Source organism: Pseudomonas aphyarum (assembly GCF_028657055.1).
Lineage (GTDB): Bacteria > Pseudomonadota > Gammaproteobacteria > Pseudomonadales > Pseudomonadaceae > Aquipseudomonas > Aquipseudomonas aphyarum.
On the sequence record NZ_JAMDGS010000003.1, the window covers coordinates 101,550 to 121,304 of the forward strand.

General features: G+C 61.7%; 17 protein-coding genes. 7 read left to right on the top strand and 10 right to left on the bottom strand.

Annotated elements, in window-relative coordinates; translation table 11 throughout:
• Positions 1-4: 4 nt before the first annotated feature.
• The 7 genes from M5G18_RS05595 to gloB form a co-directional block, all read right to left on the bottom strand.
• Positions 5-1,615: an ABC transporter ATP-binding protein gene (locus M5G18_RS05595; RefSeq protein ID WP_273897223.1), complete on the bottom strand. Its 1,611-nt coding sequence runs from the start codon at positions 1,613-1,615 to the stop codon at positions 5-7.
• Between the two features lies 1 nt (position 1,616).
• Positions 1,617-2,636, bottom strand: coding sequence for an ABC transporter permease (locus tag M5G18_RS05600; RefSeq protein ID WP_273897224.1), 1,020 nt, complete (start codon positions 2,634-2,636; stop codon positions 1,617-1,619).
• A 1-nt stretch (position 2,637) separates the two neighbouring features.
• A complete protein-coding gene (locus M5G18_RS05605; protein ID WP_007956943.1) occupies positions 2,638-3,711 on the bottom strand; it encodes a microcin C ABC transporter permease YejB in 1,074 nt (357 codons plus the stop codon).
• A 4-nt stretch (positions 3,712-3,715) separates the two neighbouring features.
• A complete protein-coding gene (locus M5G18_RS05610; protein ID WP_273897225.1) occupies positions 3,716-5,557 on the bottom strand; it encodes an extracellular solute-binding protein in 1,842 nt (613 codons plus the stop codon).
• Complete coding sequence (locus M5G18_RS05615; protein WP_273897226.1) at positions 5,554-7,386, bottom strand: extracellular solute-binding protein; 1,833 nt, start codon at positions 7,384-7,386, stop codon at positions 5,554-5,556. Before M5G18_RS05615 ends, M5G18_RS05610 begins: the two co-directional genes overlap by 4 nt.
• A gap of 488 nt (positions 7,387-7,874) precedes the next feature.
• Positions 7,875-9,353, bottom strand: a complete 1,479-nt coding sequence (locus M5G18_RS05620; protein WP_007956939.1) for a transglycosylase SLT domain-containing protein — start codon at positions 9,351-9,353, stop codon at positions 7,875-7,877.
• 99 nt (positions 9,354-9,452) lie between these two features.
• A complete protein-coding gene (gene gloB / locus M5G18_RS05625) occupies positions 9,453-10,220 on the bottom strand; it encodes a hydroxyacylglutathione hydrolase (protein WP_207985807.1) in 768 nt (255 codons plus the stop codon).
• A 65-nt stretch (positions 10,221-10,285) separates the two neighbouring features.
• On the opposite strand from gloB, the gene M5G18_RS05630 reads away from it, so the two are divergent.
• The 5 genes from M5G18_RS05630 (at position 10,286) to M5G18_RS05650 (ending at position 15,478) form a co-directional block, all read left to right on the top strand.
• A complete protein-coding gene (locus M5G18_RS05630; protein WP_007956935.1) occupies positions 10,286-11,044 on the top strand; it encodes a methyltransferase domain-containing protein in 759 nt (252 codons plus the stop codon).
• Positions 11,045-11,135: 91 nt separating this feature from the next.
• Positions 11,136-11,597 (top strand): ribonuclease HI, encoded by a 462-nt coding sequence (gene rnhA / locus M5G18_RS05635; RefSeq protein ID WP_003224162.1) that lies wholly within the window; start codon positions 11,136-11,138, stop codon positions 11,595-11,597.
• Positions 11,598-11,680: 83 nt separating this feature from the next.
• Positions 11,681-12,439: a DNA polymerase III subunit epsilon gene (gene dnaQ / locus M5G18_RS05640; protein WP_115077416.1), complete on the top strand. Its 759-nt coding sequence runs from the start codon at positions 11,681-11,683 to the stop codon at positions 12,437-12,439.
• 154 nt (positions 12,440-12,593) lie between these two features.
• A complete protein-coding gene (locus tag M5G18_RS05645) occupies positions 12,594-14,849 on the top strand; it encodes an Orn/Lys/Arg family decarboxylase (protein WP_273897227.1) in 2,256 nt (751 codons plus the stop codon).
• Positions 14,850-14,863: 14 nt separating this feature from the next.
• Positions 14,864-15,478 carry a GNAT family N-acetyltransferase gene (locus M5G18_RS05650; protein WP_273897228.1) on the top strand — a complete coding sequence of 205 codons (615 nt, stop codon included), beginning with the start codon at positions 14,864-14,866 and terminating at the stop codon, positions 15,476-15,478.
• On the opposite strand, the gene M5G18_RS05655 is transcribed toward M5G18_RS05650, so the two are convergent.
• A complete protein-coding gene (locus M5G18_RS05655; RefSeq protein WP_273897229.1) occupies positions 15,444-16,337 on the bottom strand; it encodes a LysR family transcriptional regulator in 894 nt (297 codons plus the stop codon). The genes M5G18_RS05650 and M5G18_RS05655 overlap by 35 nt on opposite strands.
• A gap of 85 nt (positions 16,338-16,422) precedes the next feature.
• On the bottom strand, positions 16,423-16,659 hold the full coding sequence (locus M5G18_RS05660) for a hypothetical protein (protein ID WP_007956926.1): 237 nt from the start codon (positions 16,657-16,659) through the stop codon (positions 16,423-16,425).
• Positions 16,660-16,844: 185 nt separating this feature from the next.
• Here M5G18_RS05660 and M5G18_RS05665 point away from each other — a divergent pair, with 185 nt between their 5' ends.
• Both M5G18_RS05665 and M5G18_RS05670 read left to right on the top strand, forming a co-directional pair.
• Positions 16,845-17,402, top strand: coding sequence for an NADPH-dependent FMN reductase (locus M5G18_RS05665; RefSeq protein WP_007956924.1), 558 nt, complete (start codon positions 16,845-16,847; stop codon positions 17,400-17,402).
• 102 nt (positions 17,403-17,504) lie between these two features.
• On the top strand, positions 17,505-18,788 hold the full coding sequence (locus M5G18_RS05670; protein ID WP_273897230.1) for an arsenic transporter: 1,284 nt from the start codon (positions 17,505-17,507) through the stop codon (positions 18,786-18,788).
• Here M5G18_RS05670 and M5G18_RS05675 read toward each other — a convergent pair.
• A complete protein-coding gene (locus tag M5G18_RS05675; protein WP_273897231.1) occupies positions 18,785-19,735 on the bottom strand; it encodes a DUF1853 family protein in 951 nt (316 codons plus the stop codon). The two genes, M5G18_RS05670 and M5G18_RS05675, sit on opposite strands and share 4 nt — an antisense overlap.
• Between the last annotated feature and the right edge of the window lie 20 nt (positions 19,736-19,755).

The following is a 19,755-nucleotide window of genomic DNA, read 5'->3' on the forward strand; positions in this document are numbered from 1 at the left end:
CAGGTTATTGCGCAGTGGCTGGTGCCAGGAAAGCGGCCTCCAGCAACTGCTGTGTATACGGATGTTGGGGGGCGGCAAAGATACTTTGCGCGTCTCCCTGTTCGACCACTTGGCCATGCTTGACCACCATCAGCTGGTGGCTCAGCGCTTTCACAACAGCCAGGTCATGGCTGATGAACAAATACGTCAGGTTGTACTTGGCTTGCAGTGAACGCAACAGCTCCACCACTTGCCGCTGCACCGTCCGGTCGAGGGCCGAAGTCGGCTCGTCCAGCAGGATCAGCGCCGGTTTGAGCACCAGGGCTCGGGCTATGGCAATTCGCTGCCGTTGCCCACCGGAAAATTCGTGGGGGTAGCGGTGCCGGGTTTCCGGATCCAGACCTACCTCCTTCAATGCCGCAATAATCGCCGCTTCCTGCTCGGCGGCGGTGCCCATCTTGTGGATCCGCAGGCCTTCGCCAACGATGTCATTCACGCACATCCGCGGGCTCAGGCTGCCAAACGGATCCTGAAACACCACCTGCATTTCCCGACGCAGCGGCCGGACTTCGCTTTGCGTCAGGCAGTCTAGCTGCTTGCCTTCAAAACGGATCGCCCCTTTGCTGCCGATCAACCGCAGGATCGCCAGACCCAGGGTGGATTTACCGGAACCGCTTTCCCCCACGATCCCCAAGGTCTGACCCTGAGGCAGGCTGAAATTGATGCCGTCCACTGCCTTGACGTGATCCACCGTGCGCTTGAGCAGGCCTTTCTTGATCGGGAACCAGACTTTCAGATCCTTGACTTCAAGCAGCGGCGTCCCGATTTTATTGCTCGCCGGGCCTCCGCTGGGCTCCGCGCCGAGCAGTTCCCGAGTGTACGGATGCTGTGGCGAACGGAACAGCTCTTCGCACGATGCCTGTTCGACGATGCAACCGCGCTGCATGACACATACTCGATGCGCAATTCTTCGCACGAGGTTCAAATCGTGACTGATCAGTAACAGCGCCATGCCCAATCGAGCCTGCAATTCCTTGAGCAGGTCGAGGATTTTCAGCTGAACGGTCACGTCCAGCGCAGTGGTCGGTTCGTCGGCAATCAGCAGTTCCGGCTCGTTGGCCAGGGCCATGGCGATCATCACCCGCTGGCGCTGGCCGCCGGACAACTCATGGGGCAGGGCCTTGAGGCGCTTGTGCGGCTCGGGGATGCCGACCATCTCCAGCAACTCCAGCGTGCGCCTGGTCGCGACTTTGCCGGTCAGGCCCTTGTGGATGCCCAGCACCTCGTTGATCTGCTTCTCGATCGAGTGCAGCGGGTTGAGCGAGGTCATCGGCTCCTGAAAGATCATCGCGATCCGGTTGCCGCGAATGTGACGGAGGGTCTTTTCGCTCAGCTCCAGCAGGTTTTGCCCGGAGTAGTTGATGCTGCCGGCCGGATGCCGCGCCAGCGGGTAGGGCAGCAGACGCAGGATCGAATGCGCCGTCACCGACTTGCCCGAGCCGGACTCGCCCACCAGCGCCAGGGTTTCGCCGCGCTTGATGTCGAAACTCACGCCCTCGACCACCCGTTGCACGCGATCACCGATGCCGAATTCGACGGCCAGGTCGCGGATTTCGATCAGATTGTCCTGATTCATGTCACTTCCTCGGGTCGAAGGCATCGCGAGCGGACTCGCCGATGAACACCAGCAAACTCAACATCAGTGCCAGCACCGCAAACGCGCTCATGCCCAGCCACGGCGCCTGCAGGTTGGATTTGCCCTGGGCTACCAGTTCACCCAGCGACGGACTGCCGGCCGGCAAGCCGAAACCGAGGAAGTCCAGGGCGGTGAGGGTACCGATGGCGCCGGTGAGGATGAACGGCATGAAGGTCATGGTCGAAACCATGGCGTTGGGCAGAATGTGGCGGAACATGATCGCGCCGTTCTGCATGCCCAGCGCTCTGGCTGCGCGCACGTATTCGAGGTTGCGCCCGCGCAGGAACTCGGCGCGCACCACGTCCACCAGACTCATCCACGAGAACAGCAGCATGATCCCCAGCAGCCACCAGAAATTCGGCTGGACGAAACTGGCAAGAATGATCAGCAAGTACAACACCGGCAAACCCGACCAGATCTCCAGAAAGCGCTGGCCGGCCAGATCGACCCAGCCGCCATAGAAGCCCTGCAAGGCGCCGGCGATCACGCCGATGATCGAGCTGAGGACGGTCAGGGTCAGGGCGAACAGCACCGACACCCGGAAGCCGTAGATGACCCGCGCCAACACATCGCGGCCCTGATCGTCGGTACCCAGCAGGTTGTCCGCCGACGGCGGGGCGGGGGCCGGGACTTTCAGGTCGTAGTTGATGCTCTGGTAGCTGAACGGAATCGGCGCCCACAGCACCCACGCGTCCTTGGCCTTGAGCAGTTCGCGGATGTACGGGCTCTTGTAGTTGGCTTCCAGCGGAAATTCGCCGCCGAAGGTGGTTTCCGGGTAGCGCTTGATCGCCGGGAAGTACCAGTTGTTGTCGTAGTGCACCACCAGCGGTTTGTCGTTGGCGATCAGTTCGGCACCGAGGCTTGCGCCGAACAGGATCAGGAACAGCCACAGCGACCACCAGCCACGCTTGTTGGCCTTGAACAGTTCGAAGCGCCGGCGGTTGAGAGGGGACAGGTTCATCTCAATGCTCCCGGCTGGCAAAGTCGATGCGCGGATCGACAAGGGTGTAGGTGAGGTCGCCGATCAGTTTCACCACCAGCCCCAGCAGGGTGAAGATGAACAGGGTGCCGAACACCACCGGGTAATCGCGGTTGATCGCCGCTTCGAAACTCATCAGGCCGAGGCCGTCGAGGGAGAAGATCACTTCCACCAGCAACGAACCGGTGAAGAAGATGCCGATGAACGCTGACGGGAAGCCGGCGATCACCAGCAGCATCGCGTTGCGGAACACATGGCCGTAGAGCACGCGGTGGCGGGTCAGGCCCTTGGCCTTGGCGGTGACCACGTACTGCTTGTTGATTTCGTCGAGGAAGCTGTTTTTGGTCAGCAGGGTCATGGTCGCGAAGTTGCCGATCACCAGCGCCGTCACCGGCAGCGCCAGGTGCCAGAAGTAATCGAGAACCTTGCCGCCCAGGCTCAGCTCATCGAAGTTGTTCGAGGTCAGGCCGCGTAAAGGAAACCAGTCCAGATAACTGCCGCCGGCAAACACCACGATCAGCAGAATCGCAAACAGGAACGCCGGAATCGCATAACCGACGATGATCGCCGAACTGGTCCAGACGTCGAAATGACTGCCGTGCCGCGTGGCCTTGGCGATCCCCAGCGGGATCGACACCAGGTACATGATCAGCGTGCTCCACAGCCCGAGGGAGATCGACACCGGCATCTTTTCCTTGATCAGGTCGATGACCTTGGCGTCGCGGAAGAAGCTGTCGCCGAAATCCAGCCGGGCGTAGTTCTTGACCATGATCCACAGACGTTCCGGGGCCGACTTGTCGAACCCGTACATCTTCTCGATTTCCTTGATCAGCGCCGGGTCCAGACCCTGTGCGCCGCGATAGGAGGAGCCGGCCACCGACACCTCGGCACCGCCGCCGGCAATGCGGCTGGTGGCGCCCTCGAAGCCTTCGAGCTTGGCGATCATCTGCTCCACCGGCCCGCCGGGCGCGGCCTGGATGATCACGAAGTTGATCAGCAGAATGCCGAACAGGGTCGGGATGATCAGCAGCAGTCGCCGAAAAATGTACGCCAGCATCTGATTACTCCGTGCCCACAGGGTCGGCTTGCAGTTGGGTTTCGACTTCTACCGCAGGTTTCGCATCGGGTTTGACCCACCAGGTGTTAATGCCGATGTCGTACTTGGGGGAGACTTTCGGGTGGCCGATGTGGTTCCAGTACGCCACACGCCAGGTCTTGATGTGCCAGTTGGGGACCACGTAATAACCCCATTGCAGCACACGGTCGAGGGCGCGGGCGTGGGCCACCAGGCTTTTGCGCGAATCGGCGTTGATCAGGTTTTCCACCAGATGATCGACTACCGGGTCCTTGAGGCCCATCGAGTTGCGGCTGCTGGCCTTGTCGGCCGCAGCGCTCATCCAGAACTCGCGCTGCTCGTTGCCCGGCGAGTTGGACTGCGGGAAGCTGCCGACCATCATGTCGAAGTCTCGCGAGCGCACGCGATTGACGTATTGCGACACGTCGACACGGCGAATCACCAGATCGATGCCGAGGTCGCTGAGGTTGCGCTTGAACGGCAACAACACGCGTTCGAATTCGGTTTGCGCCAGGAGGAATTCGATGACCACCGGTTTGCCGGTCGCGTCGACCATTTTGTCGTCGACGATCTTCCAGCCAGCCTCTTGCAGCAACTGATACGCCTCGCGCTGTTGCGTGCGGATCATGCCGCTGGCGTCGGTTTTCGGATTCTCGAAGGCTTCGCTGAACACCTGCGCCGGCAGCTGGCTGCGGAACGGATCGAGGATCGCCACCTGTTCTGCATCAGGCAGGCCGGTGGCGGCCATTTCCGAGTTTTCGAAGTAACTGCGGGTGCGCGCATAAGCGCCGTTGAACAATTGCTTGTTGGTCCATTCGAAGTCGAACAGTAGACCGAGGGCCTGCCGTACTCGCACGTCCTGAAACACCGGGCGGCGCAAATTGAAGACGAAGCCCTGCATGCCGGTCGGGTTGCTGTTAACAATCTGTTCCTTGATCAGCCGTCCTTCGGTCACTGCCGGCACGTTGTAGGCGTTGGCCCAGTTTTTCGCGGCCATTTCCAGCCAGTAATCGAACTGCCCGGCTTTCAACGCTTCCAGCGCGACGGTGTTGTCGCGGTAGTAGTCGGTGGTCATCACGTCGAAGTTGTAGAAACCACGGTTGGCCGGCAGGTCCTTGCCCCAGTAATCCTTGACCCGCTCATAACGCACCGAGCGTCCGGCCTTCACTTCGGTGACCTTGTAAGGGCCGCTGCCCAGCGGAATTTCCAGGTTGCCCTTGTTGAAATCGCGCTCGGCCCACCAGTGTTTCGGCAGCACCGGCAACTGACCGAGGATCAGCGGCAGTTCGCGGTTGTTGGTGTGCTTGAACTTGAAGAGCACCTTGAGCGGATCTTCGGCGATCACTTCCTCGACGTCGGCGTAGTAGCCGCGATACATCGGCGCGCCTTCCTTGGTCAGGGTCTGGAAGCTGAACACCACGTCGTCGGCGCGTACCGGGTGGCCGTCGTGAAATTTCGCTTCGGGACGCAGGTAGAAGCGTACCCAGCTGTTGTCGGGGGCTTTTTCGATCTTGCTGGCGATCAGGCCGTATTCGGTGAACGGCTCGTCCAGACCCTGTTTGGCCAGGGTGTCGTAGATCAGGCCGATATCGTCCGCCGGCACGCCTTTGCTGATGAACGGGTTGAGGCTGTCGAAACCGCCGAAGCCGGCCTGGCGGAAGATTCCGCCCTTGGGCGCGTCGGGGTTCACGTAATCGAAGTGCTTGAAGTCGGCGGGGTATTTCGGCGGCTCGTTGTACAGGGTCACGGCGTGTTGCGGGGCGGCAAAGGCCAGCCCGGCGAACAGCAGACCGCTGGCCTGCACGAGCAGGGCGCGGATAGGCTTCATCGATCTTTCTCCGAAGATTTCAGCCACCACGCGCTCAGGCCCAGGGTGTAGGGCGGCGTGGTGACGAAGGCGAACCGGTTGCGGTACGCCAGACGGTGATAATTGAGGTACCAGTTGGGAATGCTGTAGTGCTGCCAGAGCAGCACGCGGTCCAGCGCCTTGCCGGCGGCGACCTGTTCATCGCGGGTGCGGGCGGCGAGCAGTTGCTCGAGCAGATGATCGACCACCGGGTTGGCGATGCCCGCGTAATTCTTGCTGCCCTTGACCCCGACCTGGCTGGAGTGGAAGTACTGCCACTGTTCCAGCCCCGGGCTGAGAGTCTGGTTGAGGGTCATCAGGATCATGTCGAAATCGAACTGATCCAGACGCTGTTTGTACTGGGCACGGTCCACGGTGCGCAGGCGCGCGTCGATGCCGATGCTGTTGAGGTTCTCGATGTACGGCTGGAGGATCCGCTCAAGATTCGGATTGACCAGCAGCAGCTCGAAACGCAGCGGCTGGCCGGCGGCGTTCTGCAGGCGCTGGCCGTTGAGCTTCCAGCCAGCCTCGGCCAGCAGCGCCAGGGCTTTGCGCATGGTTTCCCGGGGGATGCCGCGGCCGTCGGTCTGCGGCAGCGTGAACGGTTCGGTGAACAGCCGCCCCGGCAGTTGATCTTTGTACGGCTTGAGCATCAGCCATTCATGACCGACCGGCAGGCCGACGGCGCTGAATTCGCTGTTGGGGTAATAACTGGTGGTGCGTTTGTAGGCATCGCTGAACAGCGCGCGATTGGTCCATTCGAAGTCGAACATCAGGCCCAGGGCTTCGCGCACCTTGATATCGGCAAAGGCCGGGCGCCGGGTGTTCATGAACAGACCCTGACTCTGGGTCGGGATCTGGTGCGGGATCTGCGCCTTGATCACGTCGCCGCGACGGATCGCCGGGAAGTCGTAGCCGTTGGCCCAGTTCTTGGCCTGATGCTCGATATAAATGTCGAACTCGCCGGCCTTGAATGCTTCGAAGGCCACATCGCTGTCGCGGTAGAACTCGACTTCCATGCGGTCGACGTTGTACTTGCCGCGATTGACCGGCAAGTCCTTGCCCCAGTAGTCCTTGACCCGCTCGAAAATCAACTGCCGCCCCGGCGTGACCGACGTGATGCGGTACGGCCCGCTGCCCAGCGGCGGTTCGAAAGTGGTGGCCTTGAAATCGCGACCCTTCCAGTAATGCTGGGGCAGCACCGGCAACTCGCCCAGACGCAGGATCAGCAACGGATTGCCGCTGCGCTTGAGCACAAACCGGATGCGTTGCGGGTTGAGGATATCGACGCGCAGCACTTCCTGAAGGGCAGTGCGGTATAGCGGATGACCTTCCTTGAGCAGCAGGCGATAGGAGAACGCCACGTCGTACGCGGTGATCGGCGTGCCGTCGTGGAAGCGCGCTTGCGGGCGCAGATTGAACACCACCCAGCTGCGATCTTCGCTGTACTCCACCGATTGGGCGATCAGGCCATAACTGGAGGCCGGTTCGTCCCCCGACGGCGCGTATTGCCCGGTGCCGACCATCAATGGCTCGTTCAGCTCGTTGATGCCGTATTGCAGGAAATTCGCCGTGGTGACCGGGCTGGTGCCCTTGAAGGTGTAGGGGTTGAGCGTATCGAAGGTGCCAAACGCCATCACCCGCAAGGTGCCGCCCTTGGGCGCTTGCGGGTTGACCCAGTCGAAGTGGGTAAATCTGGCCGGGTACTTGAGCGTGCCGAACTGCGCATAACCGTGGCTTTCGGTGATCGTCGCGCTGACGGGGGAGCTCAAGGCCAGGCTGATCAGGAGCAGGAGGAGGGGACGCTTCAAGTCAGATCCGATCCAGGCGGCTTGGGCTTTGTGGGCCGTACAGTAACAGCTTGTATGGACAGGAAAAAGACAGAGGTTAATGTGGGGTTAATCGGCAAGGTAAAGCGCTCCCTCATCGGAACGCCGCCCGCCTAACCCTCTCCCGGAGGGAGAGGGGACTGACCGAGGTGTTTATGAGACGTACACCGACCTGAAATATCGAGCCGAGCTCAGGATTTGAGAAGCCCCAATCGGCTCCCTTTCCCCTCACCGGCACGCCGCCCAGCCCTCCCGAAACGTTGGATTGCTGGAGGGCGAGGGGACTGACCGAGGTGTTTATGAGACGTACGCCGACCTGAAATATCGAGCCGAGCTCAGGATTTGAAAAGCCCCCAATCGGCTCCCTTTCCCCCTCGCCCCCTTGGGGAGAGGGCTGGGGTGAGGGGTGGATCTTAATGGCACCGCAAAATTCGAACCAAAAAAAGCCCCTGAAATTCAGGGGCTCTTTGTCAGTGCGGCTGGTAGACCGTGAGCATCTGCCCAGGCTTGAGCGCCTTGCCAGCGCCCGGATTCCAGCGCTTGAGATGTTGCATCTCGACGTTGAAGCGCTTGGCGACCACGTACAGCGTGTCGCCGCGTTTGACCTTGTACTGGGTCTGCTGCTTGCTGTCGTCCTTGTCTTTGGCCTTGCTGCTGGTCTTGCTGTTGGCAGCGACGACCGTATTGATGCGTCCGCCACTCTTGCGGGTAGGCGTGGGCTGGGTGGTGTCGCGCATGACCAGGGTCTGGCCGACCTTGAGGTTCTTGCCGGTCAGCTTGTTCCAGCGTTGCAGGTCCTTGACCTCGACCTTGTTGGCCTTGGCGATGGAACCGAGGTTGTCGCCACGCTTGACCCGATAGGCGCGCTTGGCCTGGGCGATCTCGCTCGGATCGGCGCCTTCGAACACCGGTTTCAGCGAACGCGGGCTGATCAGCTCTTCAGGACGCATGGTCTGCAGGCTGGCGGTCAGCAGTTGCGCCTTCGAGGTCGGCACCAGCAGGTGCTGCGGGCCGTCGATGGTTGTGCGCTGCTTGAACGCCGGGTTGAGCTGGAACAACTCGTCTTCGTCGATGTTGGCCACCGCCGCGACCTTGGACAGGTCCATGCGCTGGTTGATTTCGACGACCTGGAAATACGGTTCGTTGGCGATCGGGTTGAGGTTCACGCCATAGGCTTCAGGCGTCAGGACCACTTGCGAGAGCGCCAGCAGTTTCGGCACGTAAGCCTGGGTTTCCGCCGGCAACGGCAGGTTCCAGTAGTCGGTCGGCAAGCCGAGCTTTTCGTTGCGCTCGATGGCGCGGCTGACCGTGCCTTCACCGGCGTTGTAGGCAGCAAGTGCCAGCAGCCAGTCACCGTTGAACATGTCGTGCAGGCGGGTCAGGTAGTCCATCGCTGCCGTGGTCGAAGCAGTGATGTCACGACGGCCATCGTAGAAACGGGTCTGACGCAGGTTGAAGTAACGCCCGGTGGAAGGGATGAACTGCCAGAGGCCCACCGCGTCGGCCCGGGAATAGGCCATCGGGTTGTAGGCGCTTTCGATGACCGGCAGCAGGGCCAGTTCCAGCGGCATGTTGCGTTCTTCGAGGCGCTCGACGATGTAATGAATGTAGAGGCTGCCGCGTTCGCCGGCGTTTTCGAGGAAGGAAGGGTTACTGGCGAACCACAGGCGCTGTTGCTCGATGCGCGGGTTCACGCCCAGACCTTCCTGCAGCTGGAAACCGCCGCGCATGCGCTCCCAGATGTCCTGAGGCACCTGCGGGCTGGGCTTTTCCGACAACCAGATAGGCTTCTGCTTGGCTCGCGCAGCAATGTTCGGCGTATGTGTCGCTTCAGTCTGCGGAGCATGGCTGGAACAGCCCGCCAGTGTGGCGGACACAGCCACCGCGATGGCTTGCGCCAGGCGGGTCAAAGCATCTGAATTGACGGACTTACGTATGGATGACGACATTGGCTGGAAGTAAGTTCCGGGCAAAAATGTCGGGCGATTCTAGAAAGCGCACCCCCTGCGGTCAACCATTCAGAATTTTTGTACCAAGCAGTAAGCCACTTAGAACGTATCTTTCCATGCCCGCAGAGCCGCAAAAACCTCACTCGGCGCCCGGTTTTGAGGGCCGTTCCGTTCGTCCACTTTTTGTGTAACTAATATTTCACCGGTGCGCAAAAAGGGGTTCGTGAGCTTTTCCAGCGCGAGGGTCGAGGGCAGGGTCATCACGCCGCTGGCACGTTGCTGGCTGACTTTTTCCAGACGGGCGGCGATGTCCCGGTTGCCCGGCTCCACGGCGGCGGCGAATTTCAGGTTGCTCAGGGTGTATTCGTGGGTGCAGTAGACCAGCGTGTCTTCCGGCAGCGCCGCCAGACGGCTCAGCGAATGGTGCATCTGTTGCGGCGTGCCTTCAAACAGTCGGCCGCAGCCGGCAGCGAACAGGGTGTCGCCACAGAACAGCAGGCCGTGATGGTAGTAGGCGATGTGTCCCAAAGTGTGGCCGGGCACGGCATAGACGTCGAAGTCCCAGCCGAGCACGCGCACCGTGTCGTTGTCCTTGAGCGCCACGTCGCGCCCCGGAATGCTTTCGCTGGCCGGTCCGTAGACCGTGGCGCCGGTGGCCTTTTTCAGCGTTTCGACGCCGCCGACATGGTCGTGGTGATGGTGAGTGATGAGAATGTCGCCGAGCACCCAGCCCGGATGCGCGTCGAGCCACGCCTGCACGGGGGCGGCATCCCCCGGATCGACCACTGCGCAACGCTGGGTGGCATGATCCTGTAACAACCAGATGTAGTTGTCGGTGAAGGCGGGCAGGGCACTGATCTGTATCATCGTCGAATTCGCCAAGCGGGTAACATTGGCGCATCTTAGAGGTTCCTGGCGTGTTGGAGAATGCAATGATCGATAAAGCGTTCGCTCAGGCCGATCCTGACTGGCTCGCGCTGATCGGTGCAGCCCGTGAATGGCTGTCCGGCCCCCTCGGGCAATTTCTGCTGGACGAAGAACGGCGCATGCTCGAAGACGAGCTGGGTCGGTTCTTCGGCGGCTATCTGGTGCATTACGGCCCGTCCGCCGAAACACCGCCCTCGGCGCCGCAGGTGCAGCGCAATGTGCGGCTGGGCGCGCCGTTGCCGGGCGTGGAGATCGTCTGCGAAGAACAGGCCTGGCCGTTGAGCGAGCACGCCGCCGACGTGGTGGTGTTGCAGCATGGCCTGGATTTCTGCCTGTCGCCCCACGGCTTGTTGCGCGAAGCGGCCAGCAGCGTACGCCCCGGCGGGCATCTGCTGATCGTCGGCATCAATCCCTGGAGCACCTGGGGGCTGCGCCATGTGTTCGCCCATGATGCGTTGCGCCAGGCGCGCTGCATCTCGCCGTCACGGGTGGCCGACTGGCTCAACCTGCTGGGCTTCGCGCTGGAGAAACGCCGCTTCGGGTGCTATCGTCCGCCGCTCGCGTCACCCAAGTGGCAGGCCCGTCTGGCCGGCTGGGAACGCAAGGCCGGCGACTGGCAACTGTCGGGCGGCGGCTTCTATTTACTGGTCGCGCGCAAGATCGTGGTCGGCCTGCGTCCGGTGCGTCAGGAACGCCGCGAGCCGATGGGCAAGCTGATTCCGTTGCCGATGGCCAAGGTCAACCGCCGGCGCATCGAACCGTAAACCTTCTTTTATTTATGGCCGGGTCAATCCCGGCCTCGGCCATCGTCGATCCGTGATCGGCGAGGCCACGCATTTTTCTGGATAGACTGGCATGAGCGAAAGCGTCGATAGCGTAGAACTGTTCACCGACGGCGCCTGCAAGGGCAACCCCGGCCCGGGCGGCTGGGGCGCCTTGCTGGTGTGCAAGGGTGTCGAAAAGGAACTGTGGGGCGGCGAAGCCAACACCACCAACAACCGCATGGAGCTGCTCGGTGCAATTCGCGGCCTGGAAGCTCTCAAGCGTCCGTGCGAAGTGCTGCTGGTGACCGACTCGCAATACGTGATGAAAGGCATCAACGAGTGGATGGCCAACTGGAAGAAGCGCGGCTGGAAAACCGCCGCCAAGGAGCCAGTGAAAAACGCCGACCTGTGGAAGGAGCTCGACGAGCAGGTCAACCGCCACAAGGTCACCTGGAAATGGGTCCGCGGCCACATCGGCCACCACGGCAACGAACGCGCCGACCAGTTGGCCAACCGTGGGGTGGATGAGGTTCGCGGTTACAAGCAGAGCTGAGCCCTTACCACTGAAACCCTCCCGGCGAGCGTGTTAACATCGCCGCTTTTGTACGATTGACCCCCGTTGAGAGCTGAACACTGATGGCCACCAGATCCGTTGTACTCGATACCGAAACCACCGGCATGCCGGTGACCGATGGTCACCGGATCATTGAAATCGGTTGCGTCGAGCTGATCGGTCGGCGCCTGACGGGGCGGCACTTTCACGTCTACCTGCAACCGGACCGTGAAAGTGACGAAGGCGCGATCGGCGTCCACGGCATCACCAACGAGTTCCTCGTCGGCAAACCGCGTTTCGCTGAGGTGGCCGATGAGTTCTTCGAGTTCATCAACGGCGCGCAACTGATCATCCATAACGCGGCGTTCGACGTTGGCTTCATCAACAACGAATTCGCCCTGATGGGCCAGCAGGATCGCGCGGACATCACGCAGCACTGCACGATCCTCGATACCCTGATGATGGCCCGGGAGCGTCACCCGGGTCAGCGCAACAGCCTCGATGCCTTGTGCAAACGCTACGGCGTCGACAACTCCGGCCGTGAGCTGCACGGCGCATTGCTTGACTCGGAGATTCTCGCCGACGTCTACCTGACCATGACCGGTGGCCAGACCAGCCTGTCGCTGGCCGGCAACGCCTCCGACGGCAATGGCACGGGCGAGGGCGCGGACAACTCCGCCACCGAAATCCGTCGTCTGCCGGCAGATCGTCAGCCGGGGCGAATCATTCGCGCCACCGAAGCCGAACTGGCCGAACACCAGGTGCGTCTGGAAATCATCGCCAAGTCGGCCGGCGCCCCGGCGCTGTGGACTCAGTTGCTGGAAGCCGAAGCTCAGGCGTAAAGCAAAAAGGATCGTCCGGACACCCAAGCCGTGTCCGGACGATCCTTTGTTTTTGGCAGTACTGACAACTGGCCACCCTCGCCACATCCGCTCCGACCCTCTACCCTGAGGACATTGGCAGATCACTCTCCGCCGCCTCAGGACACTGAGCCCCATGTACAAAGATCTGAAGTTCCCGGTATTGATCGTCCACCGCGACATCAAGGCCGACACGGTTGCCGGTGACCGCATTCGCGGAATCGCCCGAGAGCTGGAGCTGGAAGGTTTCAGTATTGTTTCGGCCACGGACTACACCGAAGGCCGGCTGGTGGCGTCGACCCATCATGGTCTGGCGTGCATGCTGATCGCCGCCGAAGACGCCAGCACCAACTCCCATCTGTTGCAGAACATGGCCGAACTGATCGGTCTGGCCCGGGTGCGGGCGCCGGATCTGCCGATCTTTGCCCTTGGCGAGCAAGTCACCCTGGAAAACGCCCCGGCCGATGCCATGGCCGAGCTAAACCAGTTGCGCGGCATTCTCTACCTGTTCGAAGACACCGTGCCGTTTCTCGCCCGGCAAGTGGCGCGGGCGGCGCGCAAATACCTGGACGGGCTGTTGCCGCCATTCTTCAAGGCGCTGGTGCAGCACACGGCCGATTCCAATTATTCCTGGCACACCCCGGGCCATGGCGGTGGCGTGGCGTATCACAAAAGTCCGGTAGGGCAGGCGTTTCATCAGTTCTTCGGGGAAAACACCTTGCGCTCGGATCTGTCGGTGTCGGTGCCGGAGCTGGGTTCCTTGCTCGACCACACCGGGCCGCTGGCCGAGGCAGAAGCAAGGGCTGCGCGCAATTTCGGCGCTGATCACACCTTTTTCGTGATCAATGGCACCTCGACCGCCAACAAGATCGTCTGGCACTCGATGGTCGGGCGCGATGATCTGGTGCTGGTGGATCGCAACTGCCACAAGTCGGTGTTGCACGCGATCATCATGACCGGTGCGATTCCGCTGTACCTGTGCCCGGAGCGCAATGAGCTGGGGATCATCGGCCCGATCCCGTTGAGTGAATTCAGCCGCGAATCGATCCAGGCCAAGATCGATGCCAGCCCGCTGACCAAGGGCCGCGAGCCGAAAGTCAAACTGGCGGTGATCACCAACTCGACCTACGACGGCCTCTGCTACAACGCCGAGCTGATAAAACAGAGCCTGGGCAATAGCGTCGAAGTCCTGCATTTCGACGAGGCCTGGTATGCCTACGCGGCGTTTCACGAATTCTTTGCCGGCCGTTACGGCATGGCCACCTCGCGCAGCGAGGACAGTCCGCTGGTGTTCACCACCCATTCCACCCACAAACTGCTGGCGGCGTTCAGTCAGGCTTCGATGATTCATGTGCAGGACGGCGGCGCGCGGCAACTGGATCGCGACCGGTTCAACGAAGCATTCATGATGCACATCTCGACGTCGCCGCAGTACAGCATCATCGCCTCGCTGGACGTGGCGTCGGCGATGATGGAAGGCCCGGCCGGCCGCTCGCTGTTGCAGGAAACCTTCGACGAAGCCCTGAGCTTTCGCAGGGCGCTGGCCAATCTGCGCCAGCACATTGCCGCCGATGACTGGTGGTTCTCGATCTGGCAGCCGCCGGGTGTCGAGGGCATCGACCGGGTGCAGACCGAGGACTGGCTGCTGCAGCCCGACGCGGACTGGCACGGTTTCGGCGAGGTCAGCGACGATTATGTTTTGCTCGACCCGATCAAGGTCACCCTGGTCATGCCGGGCCTGACCGCTGGCGGCGCTTTGAGCGACAAGGGCATCCCGGCGGCAGTCGTCAGCCGCTTCCTCTGGGAGCGCGGGCTGGTGGTGGAGAAAACCGGCCTGTATTCATTTCTGGTGCTGTTCTCCATGGGCATCACCAAGGGCAAGTGGAGCACGCTGCTGACCGAACTGCTGGAGTTCAAGCGCAGCTACGACGCCAACGTCAGCCTCGACACCTGCCTGAAGTGTGTCGCCCAGGAAGATCCTGTGCGCTATCGCGGCATGGGTCTGCGCGATCTGTGCGATCAGCTTCACGCCTGCTATCGCAGCAACGCCACCGCCAAACACCTCAAGCGCATGTACACCGTGCTACCGGAAATCGCCATGAAACCGGCCCATGCTTACGACCAACTGGTGCGCGGCGAAGTCGAGGCGGTGCCGATCGACGAGCTGGAAGGCCGGGTGGCAGCGGTGATGCTGGTGCCGTACCCGCCGGGCATTCCGCTGATCATGCCCGGCGAACGTTTTACCGAATCCACGCGCTCGATCATCGAATACCTCAGGTTTGCCCGCACGTTCGACGCAACGTTTCCGGGGTTCGTGGTCGATGTGCACGGGCTGCAACACGAAGATGAGGGCAATGGGCGGCACTACACCGTCGATTGCGTCAAGGAATGAGGGCTTTTCCGAGTATGCAACCGGTCATGAATCCGAAATACCCAGGGTTGTCGGTGCGGGTCGCCGACGAGGGTTTTGCCGAATATATCTGGGGCAGCGATTTCAGTTTCGAGGTGGCCGCCTACGGCGCGGCCGAAATCGGCAAACCCGTGGCGCAATGGGCCGTGACGCCCATCGTGCCGTATCGCAAGTGCTACGGCATCGATCCGGAGGAGTTCAGCAGCTTTCGCGATGCCGCCGACAGCGCGATCTTCATGGCGTATCTGGAGGACGAACCGGTCGGTCATCTGGTGATCAGCACCAACTGGAACGGCTTCGCCCATATCGATGAACTGGCGGTGCACGCCCCGGCGCGGCGCCATGGTGTGGCCAAGGCCTTGCTCGACGTGGCGCAGTTCTGGAGCCGCAAGAAAAAGCTGCCGGGAATCATGCTGGAAACCCAGAACAACAACCTCGGCGCCTGTCGCCTGTATGAGCGTTGCGGGTATGTGATCGGCGGCATCGACCACCTGCGTTATCGCGGCATCGATCCGAACACCGCCGAAGTGGCGCTGTTCTGGTATCGATTGTTCGATAACCCGCTGGAAAATCCGATCAGTTCGCCAGCATCGCCTCGGCTTGTTCCGTGACGATCCCGAGCAGCGTCTGAATCGCTGCTGACGGCGTGGCGTGTTTGAAGGTCAGGGCATAGAGGCTGATCGGCACCGCGGGCGACAGCGGGCAGACGTCGAGACCGCCCGCCCGCGCACCGAGGGCGGTGAACGGGTCGACGATCGCCAGCCCTTCGCCGGCCTCGACCATGCTGCGCATCATCTGGTGGGTTTGCACCCGGGTCTGGATGGTCGGCGCCGGGCGCAGGGCCTGAAGCTTGTTTTCCAGGGCCGGGCTCAACGGGTCCTGACCTTCGAGGCCGACCATCGCCTGACCGGCCAGATCCTGCAGGGAAATGTACTTCTGCTTCGGTTGCAGCCAGCCGTGGGGCGCGAGCAATTGCAACTTGCCCTGGGCCAGCGGCCGGCAATCAATGTCGGGATGTTGTGGATCGTGCAGGCTCAGGCCCAGATCGCTGTCGCGCAGCAGCAGGTGGCGGACGATGTCGCGGGTCGGTTCGCTGAGCAGGGTGCAGGGCACGTCGGGCAGGCGCCGGCGCAGGGCGGCGAGACTTTGCGGCAGCAGTTGCTGGGCCAGCGGCGGGGTGCCGATGATCCGCAAGGGTGGGGCGAGGTATTGCTTGAGACTGCTGGCCAGCCGTTGCACCGGCTCCAGTGCTTCATAGATGTGGCCGATCTCGACTTGCAGCGCGCGGGCCTCCGGGGTTGGCTGAAGTCGTCCGCGTACGCTGGCGAACAGCATGAAACCGAGCTGACTCTCGGCCTCGCGCAAACGCTCCTCGACCTCGGGCGCCGCTAGTTGCAGCCATTCGGCGGCGGTGCCCACGTGACCGGTCTGCAAAAGCGCCTGAATCACTTCGATATGACGTAAACGCATGCGTGAAGTCCATGTCCGGCCGTTGGGGTCAGTGGCTGAATCCTACCCCAACTCGGCGCGGATGACTTCTGCTCATAACGATCGGTTATGAAGCGACCGATGGCTCGGGTTCGCGGATCAGGGTGATGCCCGACTGAACCAGCAAAAACTCGTTGTCATCGATCTTGTTGACGCGGTCGCCAATCGCCAGTTTGTAGGTGGTAACGGGCTCCGTGCCGGTGAAACCGTCTGCGGACGGGTTGGATTCCTGGAACTCATGCACGGAATAAACGCGGCCTTCCGCATCTCTTGCATGGAACTGACCGACGAGTACTGCTGCCATCTGCTTAGAACCTCTGGAGATAAAACGCTTGATTTGCGGCTTGGTAGACCTTCATCAAGCTTGGTAAGTTTTCCTACAGGAAAAAAATATTCCAGACGCGGGAAATAACCTTCGGCGTCTGGTGGAATCGTCGTCGGATCATCTATAACTACTGGCTCCTCCCACGGACAGTCGAGAGTCTTTCAATGAGCAATGTCTATAACGTCGCAGTAGTGGTCGGCAGCCTGCGCAAGGCGTCCATCAACCGCAAGGTCGCGCTGGCGCTGGCGGAACTGGCACCGGCCAATCTCAAGCTGAACATTGTCGAAATTGGCGATCTGCCACTCTACAACGAAGACATCGACGGCGATTCACCGCCGGCAGCCTACAGCACTTTCCGGCAAAAAGTGGGTTCATCCGACGCTCTGCTGTTTGTCACCCCGGAGTACAACCGCTCGGTGCCGGCGCCTTTGAAGAACGCGATCGACGTCGGTTCGCGGCCGTATGGCAAGAGTGTCTGGAGCGGCAAACCGGGTGCGGTGATCAGCGTTTCGCCGGGTGCCATCGGCGGTTTTGGCGCCAACCAGCATCTGCGTCAGTCCTTTGTTTTCCTCAACGTGCCATGCATGCAGCAGCCGGAAGCCTACCTGGGCGGCGCGGGCACGGCGTTCGACGAGGCAGGCAAACTGAACGAATCGGTGAAGCCGTTCCTGCAAAGTTTCATCAATGCTTTTGGTGAGTGGGTGGCGCAGCACAAGAAGTGATCTGGCAATATTTCTGACACGATATCGAACCTGTGGGGGCTGGCTTCCACAGGTTTTTTTGTGTGATCTGATTCTTTCCCCTTTTATTGAAGGCTGTCGCGAATGCTCGCTGCGTCACTGATTTTCCTGCTGACCATTACCCTGGTGATCTGGCAACCCAAAGGCCTCGGGGTCGGCTGGAGTGCAACGTTCGGCGCCATCATCGCGCTGATTTTCGGTGTGGTGCACCTGAGCGACATCCCGCTGGTGTGGCAAATCATCTGGAACGCCACCGGCACGTTCGTGGCGCTGATCATCATCAGCCTGTTGCTCGACGAAGCGGGATTCTTCGCCTGGGCCGCGCTGCACGTGGCGCGTTGGGGGCGAGGCAGCGGGCGCAAGCTGTTTGCCTTCATGGTGCTGCTCGGCGCGCTGGTGTCGGCGCTGTTCGCCAATGACGGCGCAGCGTTGATCCTCACGCCGATCGTAATTTCCATGCTGCTGGCCCTGCGTTTTTCACCGGCGGCGACCCTGGCGTTCGTCATGGGCGCGGGGTTCATTGCCGACACCGCGAGCCTGCCGCTGGTGGTGTCGAACCTGGTGAATATCGTCTCGGCCGACTTCTTCCACATCGGATTCAACCGCTATGCGGCGGTGATGGTGCCGGTCAACTTCGTCAGCGTCGCGGCCACGCTGGGCATGCTGCTGTGGTTCTTCCGCCGTGACATTCCCAAGAGTTACGACCCGGAACAGCTTGAGCACCCGGAAACCGCCATTCACGACAAGGCAACGTTCTACGCCGGTTGGGCGGTGTTGCTGATTCTGTTGATCGGCTGTTTCGCGCTGGAACCGCTGGGGATTCCGATCAGCGCGATCTCGGCGGTGTGCGCGGCGCTGTTGCTGGCGATTGCCGCGCGCGGACACAAGATCTCCACGCGCAAGGTGATGAAAGAGGCGCCGTGGCAGATCGTGATTTTCTCGCTGGGCATGTACCTGGTGGTCTACGGACTGCGCAATGCCGGGCTCACCGACTATCTGGCCGGGTGGCTCGATGTGTTTGCAGTTCACGGTGTGTGGGGCGCGGCGATGGGCACCGGGGTGCTGACGGCGTTGTTGTCATCGATCATGAACAACCTGCCGACGGTGCTGGTTGGCCTGCTGTCGATCGATGCCAGCCAGGCCACGGGTGTGGTGAAGGAAGCGATGATTTACGCCAACGTGATCGGCAGCGACCTGGGGCCGAAAATCACCCCGATCGGCAGTCTCGCGACCTTGCTCTGGCTGCATGTGCTGGAGCGCAAGAACATCCGGATCGGCTGGGGTTATTACTTCAAGGTCGGGATCGTGCTGACGGTGCCGGTGTTGCTGGTGACGCTGGCCGCACTGGCGGTGCGGTTGTCGGTTTAATTCTGCCCCGGCACGTTCGGCCACAGATCCGACACCAGAAACAGCCGCTCGGCTTCTTCCCACTCGCCCCGGACGTTTTCGGTCAGGCGCACCATCAGTTGCGCCGGGGCCAGCGGTTCGAGTTCATCGAGCCAGGCCTGCAAGTGGCCGTTGCTCCAGGTCTGGTCCGCCGGGTAGTGGGCCGGCGCGAGCCAGGCGTGGCGGGGCAGGGGTTGCCAGCGTCCGTCCGGGCGCTGGGCGGCAAATGCCGGCCAGTCTTTCTGATGCAGCCAGCTGCCGCGCAAATGCTGCGGGTGGGCGCCGCTGGGCGGTACGGACTGACCGGGCCACGGATACAGCAAGTACCCGCCAAGCCACAGTTGCGCACTGAACGACCCGACATCCAGCGCCGCCAGCACTTCGCGGCTTTCCGGGCGCGCGGAGATCGGCAGCTGATGCTCGCTCAAGTGCGCCAGTTTGCGATCCAGTCGGTCATGACAACCCGGCCCCAGCCACGACGCCGGATCATGGCCGTCGCCGTTCTGCGGGCCGAGGTAGAGTTTGATCGCCAGTTCCAGGTGATGCACGCCGTCGCGGTCGCGCAGCAGCATGTCCAGTTCGCCGAGGGTGTGGCCTTCGCGGCGGATCGGCAGGTTGGCGGCGATCAGTTCGATACCCGGCGCGTGTTCCACCGCAAATTGCCACAACCGCTCGTAATACAGGCCCAGGCGCCGGGTGCGGGCCTGGGACAGCCAGTGCAGCAGGCCGTAACTGTCGCGGTCGAGCTGGCGCAGCCAGTGTTCCAGACGCTCGGGGTCGCTGACCCAGTCGCTGCCCGCCAGCGGATGGCGCTGCGGCCACGGGGTAGCGGCGAGCATCGGCGGGGCGAGGATCACCCACGCCAGATCACGCACCTCGGGGTGGCGTAACTGGTGGGGCAGCTGCAGCAAATCGGGAAATAGGATCATCTTGCGAGCATAGCCTCAAA

Bases quoted from the DNA above. Each gene is read 5' to 3' on its own strand.
- M5G18_RS05595 (WP_273897223.1), bottom strand. From the start codon at position 1,615: ATGAATCAGGACAATCTGATCGAAATCCGCGACCTGGCCGTCGAATTC.
- M5G18_RS05600 (WP_273897224.1), bottom strand. From the start codon at position 2,636: ATGAACCTGTCCCCTCTCAACCGCCGGCGCTTCGAACTGTTCAAGGCC.
- M5G18_RS05605 (WP_007956943.1), bottom strand. From the start codon at position 3,711: ATGCTGGCGTACATTTTTCGGCGACTGCTGCTGATCATCCCGACCCTG.
- M5G18_RS05610 (WP_273897225.1), bottom strand. From the start codon at position 5,557: ATGAAGCCTATCCGCGCCCTGCTCGTGCAGGCCAGCGGTCTGCTGTTC.
- M5G18_RS05620 (WP_007956939.1), bottom strand. From the start codon at position 9,353: ATGTCGTCATCCATACGTAAGTCCGTCAATTCAGATGCTTTGACCCGC.
- gloB (WP_207985807.1), bottom strand. From the start codon at position 10,220: ATGATACAGATCAGTGCCCTGCCCGCCTTCACCGACAACTACATCTGG.
- M5G18_RS05630 (WP_007956935.1), top strand. From the start codon at position 10,286: ATGATCGATAAAGCGTTCGCTCAGGCCGATCCTGACTGGCTCGCGCTG.
- rnhA (WP_003224162.1), top strand. From the start codon at position 11,136: ATGAGCGAAAGCGTCGATAGCGTAGAACTGTTCACCGACGGCGCCTGC.
- dnaQ (WP_115077416.1), top strand. From the start codon at position 11,681: ATGGCCACCAGATCCGTTGTACTCGATACCGAAACCACCGGCATGCCG.
- M5G18_RS05645 (WP_273897227.1), top strand. From the start codon at position 12,594: ATGTACAAAGATCTGAAGTTCCCGGTATTGATCGTCCACCGCGACATC.
- M5G18_RS05650 (WP_273897228.1), top strand. From the start codon at position 14,864: ATGCAACCGGTCATGAATCCGAAATACCCAGGGTTGTCGGTGCGGGTC.
- M5G18_RS05655 (WP_273897229.1), bottom strand. From the start codon at position 16,337: ATGCGTTTACGTCATATCGAAGTGATTCAGGCGCTTTTGCAGACCGGT.
- M5G18_RS05660 (WP_007956926.1), bottom strand. From the start codon at position 16,659: ATGGCAGCAGTACTCGTCGGTCAGTTCCATGCAAGAGATGCGGAAGGC.
- M5G18_RS05665 (WP_007956924.1), top strand. From the start codon at position 16,845: ATGAGCAATGTCTATAACGTCGCAGTAGTGGTCGGCAGCCTGCGCAAG.
- M5G18_RS05670 (WP_273897230.1), top strand. From the start codon at position 17,505: ATGCTCGCTGCGTCACTGATTTTCCTGCTGACCATTACCCTGGTGATC.
- M5G18_RS05675 (WP_273897231.1), bottom strand. From the start codon at position 19,735: ATGATCCTATTTCCCGATTTGCTGCAGCTGCCCCACCAGTTACGCCAC.